This is a genomic window from Baumannia cicadellinicola str. Hc (Homalodisca coagulata) (assembly GCF_000013185.1).
GTDB lineage: Bacteria > Pseudomonadota > Gammaproteobacteria > Enterobacterales > Enterobacteriaceae > Baumannia > Baumannia cicadellinicola_E.
Window position 1 is genome coordinate 558,065 of the sequence record NC_007984.1, and the last position, 16,383, is coordinate 574,447.

Here is a 16,383-nt window from a genome sequence, read left to right on the forward strand (position 1 = left end):
TTTTATCTTTAGCTTTTTCTATTTTACATTAAGAAATAAGCAATAATACTTTTCAAATATCATAAACTATTCTTTAATTTCTACTAAATTAGTTACTAGCTCATAGTTAGCTAGATAAATTTCAACTAATTTTAGCCGCTAATAAAAAATAGATTATAGGAATAAAATTCTATTAAGCTAAAACTAAAATATATGATCGAACCTAGTTTTATTCATTTACGTATTCATAGCGACTATTCTATTATTGATGGATTAATCAAAGTTAGTTCATTAGTAAAAAAAGCAGTTTCTTTAAATATGCCAGCATTAGCTCTTACTGATGTGACTAATCTTTATGGTATTATTAAGTTTTATAAAGCAGCTAATAGTGTAGGTATTAAGCCTATTATAGGTGCTGATTTCTTAATGTACAACCCTATATTAGGTGGGGAACTTACTGAATTAACTATTCTAGCGACTAACTATATTGGTTATCAATGTTTAACTATGCTAATTTCCCAAGCATATCGGCGAGGTTACGGCGCTGCTGGTCCAGTTATTGATCGAGACTGGCTAATTCAACATAATCAAGGTTTAATTATCCTTTCTGGGGCACGTAAAGGTGATGTAGGCAAATTATTACTTAATGATAAAATGCAACAAGTAAAAAAATGTCTAGCCTTTTATCATCGTTATTTTCCAGATCGATATTATCTAGAATTAATCCGTACTGGTAGATTAAATGAAGAAAAATATTTAAATCTTGCTGTTTTGCTTGCGAAAAAAAATGGACTACCAGTAGTAGCTACTAATGATGTCCGTTTTATTAGTTCTGATGATTTCCAAGCACATAATATTAGAGTGGCGATCCATAATGGATGTTTATTGGATAATGTTAAACAGTCGTATGATTATAGTTCACAACAATATATTCGCAGCGAACAGGAGATGTGCGAATTATTTAAAGATATTCCAGAAGCATTAGCTAATAGTGTAGAAATTGCTATTCGTTGTAATGTAACTATCCGCCTTGGTGAATATTTTTTACCGCAGTTTTATACTGGTAATATATCAACTAATAGCTATTTAATCAAATGTGCACGTCAAGGTTTAGAGGAACGGCTGGCGTTTCTTTTTCCAGATTTAATACAGCTCAAAGATAATCGATTACCTTATGATCAGAGGTTAGATCAAGAGTTACAGGTAATTAACGGTATGGGCTTTCCAGGTTACTTTCTTATCGTTATGGAATTTATACAATGGTCTAAAGATAATAGTATTCCAGTAGGACCAGGACGTGGATCTGGTGCAGGTTCTTTAGTAGCTTATGCTCTTAAAATCACAGATATTAACCCACTTCCTTTCGATCTGCTATTTGAGAGATTTCTTAATCCTGAGCGTATATCAATGCCTGACTTTGATATTGATTTCTGTATGGAAAAAAGAGATTTAGTAATTAATCACGTAGCAGAAACTTATGGTCGTGATGCTGTATCACAAATAATTACTTTTGGGACGATGGCAGCTAAAGCAGTAATCCGCGATGTTGGACGAGTATTAGGTTATCCTTATAGTTTTGTTAATAAAATATCTAAATTAGTACCACATGATCCAGGAATTACGTTAGATAAAGCTTTAGCTATAGCACCACAGCTAAGGCAAATATATAATGTTGATGAAAATGTAACATTGTTAATAGATCTAGCACGTAAGTTAGAGGGAGTAACCCGTAACGTAGGTAAACACGCTGGCGGAGTAGTAATTGCACCTACAAAAATTACTGACTTTGCACCGCTATACTATGATTCTGAAGGTAAGTGTCCTCTAACACAATTTGATAAAAATGATATCGAATATGCTGGTTTAGTAAAATTTGATTTTCTCGGTTTACGTACTTTAACTATTATTAACCGAGCACTAGAAATGATTAATAAGCATATACACAGCAAACTCAATCCTATTGAGATCACAACTATTCCATTAGATGATAAAAAAAGCTTCGATATGTTGTTATGTGCAGATACTACAGCTATATTTCAGCTAGAATCACGTGGTATTAAAGAATTAATTAGGCGTCTGCAACCAGACTGCTTTGAGGATATAATTGCATTAATAGCACTATTTCGTCCAGGTCCACTTCAGTCTGGGATGGTAGATAATTTTATTAACCGCAAACATGGTAGGGAAACAATTTGTTATCCTGATATACAGTGGCAACACCCGTCCTTACAGCCTATTCTAGAACCAACTTACGGTATTATTCTTTATCAAGAACAAGTAATGCAAATAGCGCGAATTCTTGCAGGATATACGCTTGGTGAAGCAGATCTACTACGTAGAGCTATGGGCAAAAAGGAACCTAAAGAAATGGTAAAACAGCGTGCTATTTTTAAGATTGGTGCAGAAAAAATGGGTATCGAGAGTAAACTCGCAATGAAGATATTTGATTTAGTAGAAAAGTTTGCTGGATACGGTTTTAATAAATCCCACTCTACTGCCTATGCTCTTGTTTCTTACCAAACATTATGGCTAAAAGCGCACTATCCATCTCAATTTATGGCATCTGCTATGACTGCAGATATAGATAATATTGATAAGCTAGCAATACTAGTATACGAATGCTTACGTATGGGTATTACAGTATTACCACCAAATATTAATATAAGTCATTATTATTTTCATGTTAATAAAAATAGTCAGATTATTTATGGTCTTGGTGCTATTAAAGGCTTAGGTGAGGGACCAATAACAACTATTCTTGAAGCAAGAAATACAGGAGGAAAATTTTCTAATTTATTAGATTTATGTATACGTACATGTACTAAAAAGCTAAATCGCCGCATACTAGAAAAGCTGATTATATCTGGTGCCTGTGATCAATTAGGTTCACATCGTGCAGCCCTAATGAACGAACTAGAGACCGCGCTAAAAACGGCAGATCAATATACTAAATTAAACATGATCGGTCAAATAGATATGTTTAGTACACAAGCAGATAAGCAATGTATATTAGACTATTCTCATAAGAGTAAAAATATTCAACCTTGGTCAAAACAAGTAATTCTTAAGGGTGAACAAGAGACTTTAGGACTTTATTTAACAAGTCATCCTATTATAGAATATTTATATGAAATTAAATTTTATACTAAAGGTTTACGATTAAAAGATATACCTCTCATAACATGTAGTAAAAAAATAACGGTCGTTGGATTATTATTGTCAATAAGGAACATAATAACTAACAATAATCAGAGTCTTAGTATTTGTACTATAGATGATATGACTGGACATTTAGATATAGCAATATCATCCGATATGCTAGATCAATACAAGTCTTTCTTAAAAGTAGATAACATTCTGCTTGTAGAAGGAGAAGTTCGCTTCTCTAATACTCAGAGCACCTTGAAGGTAATTGCACATAAGATCATGGATATTAATACCGCACGCAATAAGTACGCTGCTGGAATTGCTATATTCCTCACAGCTCAGCAAATAAATGAATCTTTTTTAAAGAATCTAGATTTATCTTTGAAATCACATGCATTAGAAGCTGGAGCAATACCAGTGCACCTTTATTATAATAAGAACAATACACGTGTACAGTTGCATTATAATATAACCTGGAAGGTAAAACTAACTGACTATTTACTGAATGATTTACGTAATTTAGTAGGAAATGAAGGGATTAAAATAGAATTTAACTAATATAGAAATATTATGTATGAGTATTAATTTTATTGATTTTGAGCAGCCAATTGCGGATATAGAAGCTAAAATTGAATCGCTGACATCAATTAGTAGTATAGATAAAACATGTGATACTAATTTCAATGAAGAAATAAAAAGACTACGTGATAAAAGCATAGAGCTAACCCGTAAAATCTTTGCACATCTTAGTGCATGGCAAATTGCTCAATTAGCACGGCATCCATGCCGACCATATATGCTAGATTATGTACAGTATATATTCACTGACTTTGATGAACTAGCAGGTGATCGCGCTTATGCTGATGATAAAGCGATTGTTGGTGGATTAGCCCGCATAAACTCGCGTCCAGTAATGATTATTGGACATCAGAAAGGACGAGAAATAAAAGAAAAGATCCGTCGTAACTTTGGTATGCCAGCACCTGAAGGTTATCGTAAAGCATTACGTTTAATGAAAATGGCAGATAGATTTAGTATACCAATATTAACATTTATCGATACTCCTGGAGCTTATCCAGGTATTGGCGCAGAAGAGCGGGGACAGTCAGAAGCAATAGCAACAAACTTACGAGAGATGGCTTACCTAAGAGTCCCAATCGTTAGTACTATTATTGGTGAGGGAGGATCTGGTGGCGCATTAGCTATTGGTGTTGGTGATAAAGTTAATATGCTTAAATATAGTACCTACTCGGTTATTTCACCAGAAGGCTGTGCCTCTATCTTATGGAAAAGTGTCGATAAAGCACCACTTGCTGCTGAAGCCATGGGTATTAACGCTGCACGACTAAAGAAACTAAAGTTAATTGATAGCATTATACCAGAACCTCTAGGTGGAGCTCATCGCGATGTAGCAATAATGGCTGCATCATTAAAAAAACAGCTATTATTTGATTTATCAGAATTAGATAGAATGAACGAACAAGAATTACTAGATCGTCGTTATAACCGTATTATGAAATACGGTTATTGTTAATTAATGGACTGTTAATATAGATTATTCTGTCAGACGATCAAAACCATTTGATAGATCTCGAATTAAATCACTACTACTTTCTAGTCCTATATGTAGTCGGACTAATGTACCTGTAAAGTCTATACCAATAGTAGGACGAATTACTGACAGTTCCTCAGGCTGATAAGCTAGAATCAATGATTCAAATCCCCCCCAAGAGTAAGCTATACTAAAATATTCAAAGTTATTTAGATAATTAGCAAGCTGGATATTACTCAATCTTTTTTTAAAAAGAAAAGAAAATAAACTGCTCGCACCACTAAAATCTCGCTTAAATATTTCATGCCCTTTACAGCTAGGTAAAGCAGGATGGTTAACTCTCTCTATTTCTGGTCTATTAGAAAGCCAATGTGCGATACATAATCCGTTTGCTTCATGTTGTTGTAACCTAACACTAAGTGTGCGTAATCCCCTAGAAGCCATATAAGCTGTATCAGCATCTACCATTTGTCCCATTAAATAAGATTGTTCACGCAGTTGATCCCAGCAACGTTTATTGGCTACTGCTGTACCAATCATGGCATCAGAATGACCAATAATGTATTTAGTACCTGCCTGTATAGAAATATCTACTCCTAAATCTAACGCATTCAGCAATATACCAGCTGACCAAGTATTATCTAGCATAATAATAATATCAGGATTGATCATACGAACTGCATGTACTATAGCAGGAATATCTTGTATTTCCATGGTAATAGAACTAGGAGATTCTAGAAATACTACCTGTGTATTAGGCATAATTAAATTACTAATACCATCGCCAATTAGCGGATCAAACCAAGTAGTAGTAATATTCATCTTACTTAAAATAAACTGACAAAAATGTTGTGTTGGTTCATAAGCTGAATTTGTTACTAAAATATTTCCACCTGATGATACAAAAGAAAGAATAGCATGAGTAATAGCTGCGGTACCACAAGGATAAAGAGCGCAGCCAGCGCCATTTTCTAGTTCAACCATTGCTTCCTGTAGGGAAAAATGAGTTAAAGTACCACGTCTACCGTAAAATAATTCACCACGAGTACGTCCAGCAATTGCCTGTTGTTGCTGTTGAACTGAATCAAATACTAGTGAGGATGCACGCTGTATTACAGCATTAACTGCACCATGAGTGAATTTTTTTTTCCTACCTGCTCTTGTGAGTATAGTGGCTAATTTATTTGCCGTCATGATAAGTACTTCGTTGTTATGCAGAAAAAAGTTCTCAGTAATATTTATTTGCTCAATTAAGTTTTAGCTATCTAGTAAAGACTAGAATGTAAGTTAATAACTTATTATAGATAGTAATTCACTATTATTAGTTAACATCTAATATCAATTAGATAATTTTATTATTTAAACTAAAGATATTAATCTTAATCTAAATAATTAACTATTAATTTTATTAAAATTACGAGATCGAATGTCAGTAATGTTTTATTTATCACATATAATGATTTAAAATAAATTTTTTAAAAAAGAATAGGCTTCTATAAGCATGTTTTTATCTCTAACACCACCAGCTAATGAAATTGAATTGTTATACCGTGCTAAAAAACTAGCTGGTTTATCATTAGGAGAGCTAGCAGTACATGCTAATATAGTAACCCCAAATAATCTTAAGCGTGATAAAGGTTGGATAGGTCTATTGCTAGAAAAATACCTAGGTGCTAGTGCGGGTAATAAGCCGGAGCAAGACTTTGCTACTATCGGTATTGAATTAAAGACTATACCAGTCGATAACAATGGTAGATCGTTAGAAACAACTTTTGTCTGTACAGCTCCACTTACCGGTAAAACTGGTATTACATGGGAAGTTAGCTATGTACGTTATAAGTTAGCTCGTGTTTTGTGGATTCCAGTAGAAGGACAGCGTGAAATTCCTGTAGCTCAAAGGCATATTGGAACTCCTATATTATGGAGTCCTTCAGCACAAGAAGCACTACAGTTACAGTGTGATTGGGAGGAACTAATGGATTTAATCGTATTAGGCAATGTAAAACATATTACTGCTAAGTATGGCAAGGTATTACAACTACGACCAAAAGCAGCTAATAGCTTGGTTTTAACTACTGCTATTGGAAAACTAGGTGAACCAATACGTACCATGCCATTAGGATTTTACCTCAAAAAAAATTTTACCAATCAATTATTAGCACGCAATTTTTATTGAGAAAATATATACTTATATCTCTCTATCTATTAGATAACCAACTCATCTTGTAGTTATTTAAATAATAAACAAAATACGCTAATATGTCAAAGTAATAGTTTATTGTACTATTGCTAGTATGACTGAGAGCATATTATTATGTAATCGAGGTTGTTAGGTGATTAATGAATATGGCTACCGCCCAAATGTTGGTATTGTCATTGGTAATTTTAATGGACAAGTATTATGGGCTAGACGATACAAACAAAATGCTTGGCAGTTTCCACAAGGAGGTATTAATTCTGGTGAAACAGCTGAACAAGCTATGTTTCGTGAACTATTCGAAGAAGTAGGACTAAGACCTAAAGATGTTCGTATTTTAACTACAACACGTTACTGGTTAAAATATAAAATTCCTCATCAATTTATACGATGGGACGCGAAACCAATATGCATTGGCCAAAAACAAAAATGGTTTTTATTACAACTGGTATGTAAGGATACGCGAATTAATATACAGTGTGGAAAAAAACCTGAATTCGATAGTTGGAAATGGGTTAGTTTTTGGTATCCTCTTAGTCAGGTAGTTTTCTTTAAGCGTAATGTATACCGCAGAATGATGAAGGAATTCTCTAGAGCAATAATGCTACCCGAATAGTCTAATACTATTTAGTAACAATTTTCTAGTACTGAGAATAATAAATACCTCAATATTTACAACATATAACTTTTAACAAAAGTATTTGTATTGATTGTTTCCTTTAGTTATAGATTATCTATCATAATTACTATAAAAACAAAAATACGTTTCATTCAATATAGTTCATAACTATGTTAATTAGTATTATTATCTACGGTGATAGTAATGATCAATCAATATCTATTTTTTCCAAATATCAATCCAGTATTACTTTCTTTTGGTCCAGTTTCTATACATTGGTATGGTATTATGTATCTAGTTGGCTTCTGGTTTGCTATATGGATGGCAATGCGATACGCTAATAAGCCTGATAATGATTGGAACAAAAGAGAAATAGAATACTTATTGCACATGTGTTTTATCGGATTATTAATTGGTGGCCGCATAGGTTATGTATTGTTTTATAACTTACATTTTTTCTTAGAGAAACCATTATGTTTATTTAAAGTTTGGGATGGTGGTATGTCTTTTCATGGTGGTTTGATTGGTGTAATAGTTATGATTTTTTTGTTTTCTTGCCATACTCAACGTCATTTTTTTCAAATAGCTGATGTCATTGTACCACTAGTACCATTTGGTCTAGGATTAGGAAGGTTAGGTAATTTTATTAATGGTGAGCTATGGGGTAGAGTAACGACTAATACTTACTGGGCTATGTTATTTCCAGGTTCTAGAGATGCTGATAAAGCGCTCATGCTTACAAATCCGCAATTCCGAATACTATTCGAACAATATGGTATGTTGCCTCGGCATCCATCTCAATTATATGAAATGATACTAGAAGGTATAGTATTATTTTGTATAATAAAAATATTTAGCTATAAACAGCGTCCTATGGGAAGTATATCTGGCATATTCTTGATTTGTTATGGCATATTTCGTCTTATAGTTGAATTTGTTCGTCAACCTGATGCTCAGCTAGGATTATTTCATGATATGATTAGTATGGGTCAGATCTTATCTATACCCATGATTATAGCTGGGGTAATAATTTTATCCTGGGCTTATTATCGCTTAACCTAAGTTATTATCAATTACATTTGATAACGTATCATGAAACAGTATTTAGAATTAATGCGCTTAGTACGCACACAGGGTATATCAAAAGTAGATCGTACGAATACTGGTACATTATCTATTTTTGGTCATCAGATGCGTTTTAATCTCAGCCATGGATTCCCTTTAATTACTACTAAAAGGTGCCATCTACGTTCAATTATTTATGAATTACTTTGGTTTCTAAATGGAGATACAAATATTAACTATTTAAGAAAACATCACGTAACTATTTGGGATGAATGGATCAACGAAAAAGGTGATTTAGGTCCCATTTATGGACGTCAGTGGCGTGCATGGGGCACTGCAGATGGTAGTTATATTGATCAATTAAGTGATGTTATGCTGCAATTAAAGCATAATCCAGACTCACGCCGTATTATTGTTTCCGCTTGGAACGTTGGTGAAATAAAACAAATGGCGTTAGCACCATGCCATGTATTATTTCAATTTTATGTTGCTAATGGTGTTTTATCTTGTCAACTATATCAACGTTCTTGCGATATGTTCTTAGGCTTACCATTCAATATCTCTAGCTATGCACTACTCATACATATGGTTGCACAACAGTGTGATTTGCAACTAGGAGAATTTATATGGACGGGTGGCGATATCCATCTATACCGTAATCACCTGAAGCAAACAGATTTACAACTTAAACGTAATCCACGGCCATTACCGCAGTTAATAATTAAGCGTCGTCCTGCTTCATTATTTCAATATCAGTTTGATGATTTCTATTTAAGTGGCTATGATCCACATCCAGCTATTAAAGCACAAGTAGCTGTTTAACTCTTCTTCTCTTAACTAAGCTAAGAGAAGATATCTACTTAATAATGTGCTGCTGTACCTATTTAAAAAAAATGTTTACAATTTATCAGTCGAATAAACTAGATGTAATAACATCTATTTTAATTAGTTTAATATCAGAGCGTAAGCTACGTGAAACCCTACAACCAGAAATTATATTAGTACAGAATCATAATATAACACAATGGTTACAAGTAGAATTAGCTATGTCATTAGGCATAGCTGCTAATATTCGCTTTTCTACACCAACTATTTTTATTTATAAACTATTATCTAGTATACTACCAGAGATGAATCTAGAAATGTTCTTTTCTAGATCATTAATATCTTGGAAAATAAGATTAATTTTACCACATTTTTACGATCAACCTAATTGCTCCCTTATTCGTCAATATTTGCACAATGACGTAGATAAACGGAAACAATTTCATTTATCAGAAAAAATTGCAGATCTTTTTTATCAATATTTTTTGTATCGTCCGGATTGGTTAGAAATATGGCAACAGGGCAAACGTGTAGCTTCTTTAGGTCCAGATCAAAATTGGCAAGCGCTTCTATGGCGAGCGCTCATAGAAGAAAACATGTTAAGTACTAATTTATATCAGCTTTTTATTCAGGCTATGAAACATATGACAGTACGACCATCGGGGTTACCTGATCGTATATTTATTTATGCTGTTTCTTCGCTACCACCTATTTATTTACAAGTATTACAAGCACTAAGTAACCATATAGATATCCACTTTATGTTAGTTAATCCTTATCGTTTTAATAGAATTAATAAGCAGAGCTATACTCAACAACCTATATATAGTACCAATACTAACCAGAAGAGTATAAATCCTTTATTAGAATATTGGGGTAAACAGGGAAAAGATACTATCTCTTTGCTATCAGAACTAAAAAATATACAGAAAATAGATGCTTTTGTAGAATTATCTCAGGAAAAATCGTTATTAAGTTTATTGCAGCTAGATATTTTAGAAGATAATATAGTTTGTCATCTTCATAATGCAAAGGTAAAACGTTTACTACAGCATAACGATCATTCTCTTAGCATAAATGTTTGTCATAGTCCACAGCGTGAAATAGAAGTATTACACGATGCGATATTAGCAATGATAGCGCAAGAACAATCTCTTTTACCATGCGAAATCATTGTAATGGTTACTGATATTAATCTATATATCCCAGCTATTAAAGCAGTTTTCGGTAATGCTACTACCGATCGTTATCTACCATTTACGATTTATGATCGTACTGTAAAACATACCAATCCAGTATTATCAGTTTTTCTTCGGTTACTTAAACTACCATTTAGTAGATTAACTATTGAAGAGGTATTATCTTTATTGGATACTTCAGTATTAGCAAAACATTTCTCTATTAGCCAAATAGATCTCACGATATTACGCAAATGGATAGTAGAATCTGGTATACGTTGGGGATTAGATGATGATACTCAACGCGATCTTATGTTACCTACTACTAGTCAACATACCTGGGAGTTTGGTTTAAACCGTATGTTATTAGGTTATGCTATAGATAGTAGCAATGGTATTTGGCAGGGAATTTTACCCTATGATGAATCTAGTGGAAAAAGAGCTGAATTAATAGGTAATTTAGCAGAATTAATAATGAGACTACGACGCTGGCGTAAGAACCTAAAGAAACCTCGCAAGCTTACAGAATGGTTACATTGTGCTAGCGATATGATAAAAGACTTTTTTGTTACTAATGTTAATAAAGAAGTAGAAACTGCGCTAGTAATAATCTTAGATCAATGGCAACAGATACTACAGTGTGGTATAAAGGCAAATTATGACCAGCCAGTATCAATTGCTCGATTGTATGACGAACTAAATATGCGTCTCCAACAAAAGCATCTCAATCAGTCTTTCATATCTAGTAACATAATTTTCTGCACTATTATGCCAACTAGCTCAATTCCTTTTAAGGTAATTTGCTTACTAGGCATGAACGACGGTATATATCCGCATTCTATCTTACCGTTAAATTTTGATTTGATGAAGCAGCAGCCACGTCGAGGCGATTATAATAGATACGATGAAGATCGATATATCTTTCTAGAATTACTTTTATCTGCACAGCAAAAACTGTATATTAGTTTTATTGGTTATTTCATTCAAGATAATACATTACGTTCTCCATCTATACTTATTAGTGAATTAACTAATTATATTACACAAAATTTTTATCTATCAGGCGATGAACAGCTTGATGAGCATACTTGTAATCTACATATACGTAAACATTTATGGCAATGGCATAGCCGTATGCCTTTTGCGCCAGAAAACTTTATCCCTGGCAGTATAAATCAAAGTTTTGCTAAGGAATGGCTTTTAGCTGCTAAAGCTAGTTTTCGTAGTAATAATACGCAAAATAGATTTTTCATGAATAAATCTCTAGCAACTAAGAAGCAAGAAAATATGCTGTTATTAGCAAATTTAAAAAAATTTTATCAGCATCCAGTACGTACATGGTTCCAGCAAAGATTAGATCTTTGGTTATATAACGAACCACAAGATATTTCTGAAAATGAACCCTTTATAGTAAAAGGCATTAGTCACTATAAAATAAAAGAAAAAATATTAAATGCTCTAATAGAGGGAAAAAATCTAGATGTAATATACCAACAAGTACGTGCTGCGGGTTTACTTGCTTATGGCGCTTTTGGTAAATTATACTGGACTAAACAATGTAGTAAAATGATTTATCTTGTAGATCAAATACGCACATATATATTACCCGAGCAGCATACAGAAAAAATTCAACTTAATATAGATAATACAGTTCTTATAGGTTGGTTATCAAAAATTCAATGTAATGGTCTAGTACGATGGTATCCTCATAACTTATCAATGAAGCATGGTTTACAACTATGGATAGAACATTTAGCCTATTGTGCCATTGGTGGAAATGGTCAAAGCCGTATGTTTGGGACGAATAGTCAGTGGTGTTTTCCTGTATTATCTTCTGATGAAGCTAAAAAGTATTTACTTACTTTAATAAAAGGTTATTGGCAAGGGATGTCAGAACCATTATTATTACTGAATCGTTCAGGTGGAGCATGGTTAACTCATTGCTTTAACAAAAAAACTAGAATGATTAATTGGGAGAAAGATTGTCAAAGGACAGCACGAAATTATATGATCAAAGCTTGGGAAGGAAATCATCTTTTTCCTGGTGAAAGTAGTGATTTATATCTACAAAAACTTATACTTCAATTAAATGAAAATTATATTATAGCTATAATTAAGGCAGTAGAATGTTATTTTTTACCTCCGTTAAAATTTAATATTAGTAATAAAGTCGACTTAGTAAATTAGCATACCTATTAAATAAAATAGGTTAAGTACTCTGCATAGTACTATGAACCCAATTACATTACAACTCAAACAACATTGTTTAATTGAAGCTTCTGCTGGTACCGGTAAAACTTATACTTTAGTTATACTTTATCTACGGCTGTTGCTAGGAATAGGTGGATTATCTGCTTATCATCGACCTCTTAGCATAACAGAGATTCTATTAGTTACATTTACTGAAGCTGCTATTAAGGAAATACGTTCCCGTATTCATGATACTATACACCGCTTACGTATATCTTGTGTTTGTGGTTATAGTAATGATCCGCTATTAGCAGCGTTACTCTTACAAATAAAAAATATACCTTTAGCTATCAACCAATTATTAGCTGCAGAACAGCAAATAAATGAAGCTGCAATATTCACTATTCATGGTTTTTGTCAAAGAATGTTGAATATTAATTATAACTTACTTGAATCTAGTTTCTGGTCACAGAAACAGTTATTAGAGGATGACACTCATTTACTTCAGCAGGTAGTTACTGATTTTTGGCGCCGTTATTGTTCTCCACTGCCAGATTCTGTAGCGCGAATAGTTCAGCAATATTGGACAGGGCCTGATCAGCTACTAACTTCACTATTACCTTATTTGCATAATATGCATATTGAATCGATTATTGTATCTGATCAATTGATAACAACAGCTTCTATTATTGATCATCATAATAAAATCATTAATTATATTGATGCATTAAAAAAACAATGGCTTTTGTTTATGCAACAATGGTCCATATTTATACAGTATATCCCAATTAATGGAATTTGTAAAAAAACAGCCTTAAACTGGAAAAAAAAAATTAGTATATGGGCTAATAAACTAACGGTAGATTACGCTATACCTATAGAACTAGAAAGGCTAAACTATTTATTGTGTAATACTAATACTTTACCCGTAGAAATACGGGATCATTTGTTCTTTAAAGAACTAGCAAAATTCTATCTAAATTATCAATTTTCGCTACAAGAATTTATTCTTCGTTTAGCAATAAATGAAATTATCCCTTCTTTAGAAAAAGAAAAAAACCTAAAAAATATAATGTCATTTCATGACCTACTAAAAGACTTCGATAATATACTGACTAGTAATCATGGTGAAATTTTCGCCAATTTTATTCGTAGCCGATATCCTGTTGCGATGATTGATGAATTTCAGGATATAGATCCATTACAATATCGTATATTTAAACGGTTATATGATCTTACTAAAAATACCGTATTATTACTTATTGGAGATCCTAAGCAAGCAATTTACTCTTTTCGTGGTGCTGATATTTTTACATATATACATGCACGTAAACTAGTTAAAGAGTGCTATACACTTGACACTAACTGGCGATCTGCTCCAGGTATGGTTAATGCTGTTAATCAATTATTTCAGAGTTTACCTATCCCATTTATTTTTAGTGAAATTCCATTTAAACCAGCAGTAGCATCAGCATTTAATTCTAACTTACAGTTTATGCTAGACGAAAAGGCGCAACCTGCAATGCTATTATGGCTACAAGCTAGTAATAACGTAGGAGTAGCTCATTATCAAAAAAGCATGGCACATCAATGTGCCGCTACTATCAGTTACTGGCTAAGATCTTCTAACGCTGGACTAGCATGGCTAGAAAGTAATAAAGGACGAAAGCAATTACAAGCATCAGATATTGTAGTTTTAGTACGTAATCGTGATGAAGCTGCATTAATTAATGATGCCATGACTGCATTATCTATTAAGTCTGTTTACGTTTCTAGCTTTTCTAGCGTATTTCAAACTATTGAGGCACGTGAAATCATGTGTTTATTACAGGCAATTGTAGAGCCAGAACAACATAATAAACTACGCTGTGCACTAGCTACTAGCTTATTAGGTGGTGAAGTAGATGTTATTGAGTCTTTTAATATTAATGAGAAAATTAATAATAAATGGAGAGGTAAATTTAATTTGTATCATAAAATTTGGCAACAACACGGTATTTTACCCATGTTACGTCATATCATAATAGAAAACCATATTGCAGAGTTCTGGTTGTCTAGCTATAGTGGTGAGCGTTGTATTACAAACGTACTACATTTAGGCGAGCTATTACAGCAAGCATCAGTACAATTTGATAATGAATATGCGCTAGTACGTTGGCTATCTGTAAAAATTACAGATCCAAATGATAAAGATAAAAATCAACAACTATGGCTAGAAAACCATCATAATTTAGTACATATTATTACGATACATAAATCAAAAGGCTTAGAATTTCCACTCGTTCTACTACCATTTGCTTCTAATTTCCGATCAAAAAAACATTCTATGTTTCACGATAGACAATTATATCCAGCAGGGTTAGATTTAAGTATAGCACCTAATAGTATGAATTTAACTGAGGATGATAAACGTCTAGCAGAAGATTTACGGTTATTATATGTTGCTGTAACTCGTTCAATTTACCACTGCTGTATCGGTATTGCTCCGATATACCATGGGTATAGTAAAATAACAAGTACGAGCGATTTACACCTAAGCGCATTAGGTTACCTAATACAACAAGGTAATGCTGGTAATGCTATATTTTTACGTAGTCAGTTAGAAAAACTTCTTGTTCGCGCAGAAGGAGATATCTCACTATGTGAGATAAATAAATCTCCGCTATCTCATACTATTGTGTCAATACCAGTAGCGAATTTGGAGCTTAGTGCACGACATTTACCTATTAATCTATTTGATAGATGGCAAATAACTAGCTATACCGAGTTACAAAAAAATACAGCAGTTACATCAATAAGATTCAATGATAAAGCACAACAACAATTATATTCCAACATAAATGTTGATCTGTTGAATCATCAACAGTACATCACAGAACTCACACAACATACTTTCCCATGTGGGAAATTAGCTGGAAAATTTTTACATAGTATCTTTGAAACCATAGATTTTTCCAAACAAATAGATAGTACTCAATTAAGTCTGGAACTAACTAAACATAACATTGATCAATGTTGGTTGTTAGTTCTTCAACAATGGCTCCATAAAGTAATAACAGCACCATTAAACAATTCTAATTTATCACTTAGTAAGTTAGATCATAGAAACTATTGCACCGAATTGCCATTTTTATTGCCTATCAATACAACATTGAGAGCACAAGATATGGATAAATTATGTAAGAATTATGACCCTTTATCCTTACGTTGTCCAACACTAGATTTTACACCAGTCAAAGGAATGCTAACAGGAGTAATAGATTTAGTATTTTGTTGGCAAAACCGTTATTACCTATTAGATTATAAATCTAATAGGCTTGGGGAAGATAGCTCTGCTTATACCAAAGAAGCTATAGAACAGGCTATGATTCAGCATCGATACGAATTGCAATATCAACTTTATACCCTAGCATTACACCGTTATATGCGTCATAGATTAGTTAATTATGATTATCAGCGTGATTTTGGTGGAATCTTTTATTTGTTTATTCGTGGTATAGAACTTAATCTACCAATTGAAAGTATTTATACATATCGTCCAGACATATCACTTATCAATAAACTAGATCAAATGTTTAACGGTAAAATGTAATCTAATTGTTAGAATACTAAATAAATAGTTTTAACTATA

At 32.9% G+C, this 16,383-nt stretch carries 9 protein-coding genes; 8 read left to right on the plus strand and 1 reads right to left on the minus strand.

Features of this window, described 5'->3' with window-relative positions:
- Positions 1 to 192: 192 nt before the first annotated feature.
- Both dnaE and accA read left to right on the plus strand, forming a co-directional pair.
- Entirely contained in the window at positions 193 to 3,684 is a 3,492-nt protein-coding gene (gene dnaE, locus BCI_RS02670; RefSeq protein WP_011520701.1) for a DNA polymerase III subunit alpha, read from the plus strand.
- Between the two features lie 16 nt (positions 3,685 to 3,700).
- Complete coding sequence (gene accA / locus BCI_RS02675; RefSeq protein ID WP_011520702.1) at positions 3,701 to 4,660, plus strand: acetyl-CoA carboxylase carboxyl transferase subunit alpha; 960 nt, start codon at positions 3,701 to 3,703, stop codon at positions 4,658 to 4,660.
- Positions 4,661 to 4,681: 21 nt separating this feature from the next.
- On the opposite strand, the gene metC is transcribed toward accA, so the two are convergent.
- Complete coding sequence (gene metC / locus BCI_RS02680; protein ID WP_011520703.1) at positions 4,682 to 5,872, minus strand: cystathionine beta-lyase; 1,191 nt, start codon at positions 5,870 to 5,872, stop codon at positions 4,682 to 4,684.
- Between the two features lie 307 nt (positions 5,873 to 6,179).
- Between metC and mutH the strand changes: the two genes are divergently transcribed.
- The 6 genes from mutH to recB all read left to right on the plus strand — a co-directional run bounded on the left by mutH (position 6,180) and on the right by recB (position 16,344).
- Positions 6,180 to 6,854, plus strand: coding sequence for a DNA mismatch repair endonuclease MutH (gene mutH, locus BCI_RS02685; protein WP_011520704.1), 675 nt, complete (start codon positions 6,180 to 6,182; stop codon positions 6,852 to 6,854).
- Between the two features lie 157 nt (positions 6,855 to 7,011).
- Positions 7,012 to 7,491, plus strand: a complete 480-nt coding sequence (rppH, locus tag BCI_RS02690; protein ID WP_011520705.1) for an RNA pyrophosphohydrolase — start codon at positions 7,012 to 7,014, stop codon at positions 7,489 to 7,491.
- Positions 7,492 to 7,698: 207 nt separating this feature from the next.
- Entirely contained in the window at positions 7,699 to 8,556 is an 858-nt protein-coding gene (lgt, locus tag BCI_RS02695) for a prolipoprotein diacylglyceryl transferase (RefSeq protein ID WP_011520706.1), read from the plus strand.
- A gap of 30 nt (positions 8,557 to 8,586) precedes the next feature.
- Positions 8,587 to 9,381: a thymidylate synthase gene (gene thyA, locus BCI_RS02700; protein ID WP_011520707.1), complete on the plus strand. Its 795-nt coding sequence runs from the start codon at positions 8,587 to 8,589 to the stop codon at positions 9,379 to 9,381.
- A 71-nt stretch (positions 9,382 to 9,452) separates the two neighbouring features.
- The gene (recC, locus tag BCI_RS02705) at positions 9,453 to 12,749 is read left to right on the plus strand and encodes an exodeoxyribonuclease V subunit gamma (RefSeq protein ID WP_011520708.1); all 3,297 of its coding nucleotides are present in this window, start codon (positions 9,453 to 9,455) and stop codon (positions 12,747 to 12,749) included.
- A gap of 43 nt (positions 12,750 to 12,792) precedes the next feature.
- The gene (gene recB, locus BCI_RS02710) at positions 12,793 to 16,344 is read left to right on the plus strand and encodes an exodeoxyribonuclease V subunit beta (protein WP_011520709.1); all 3,552 of its coding nucleotides are present in this window, start codon (positions 12,793 to 12,795) and stop codon (positions 16,342 to 16,344) included.
- Positions 16,345 to 16,383: the final 39 nt, after the last annotated feature.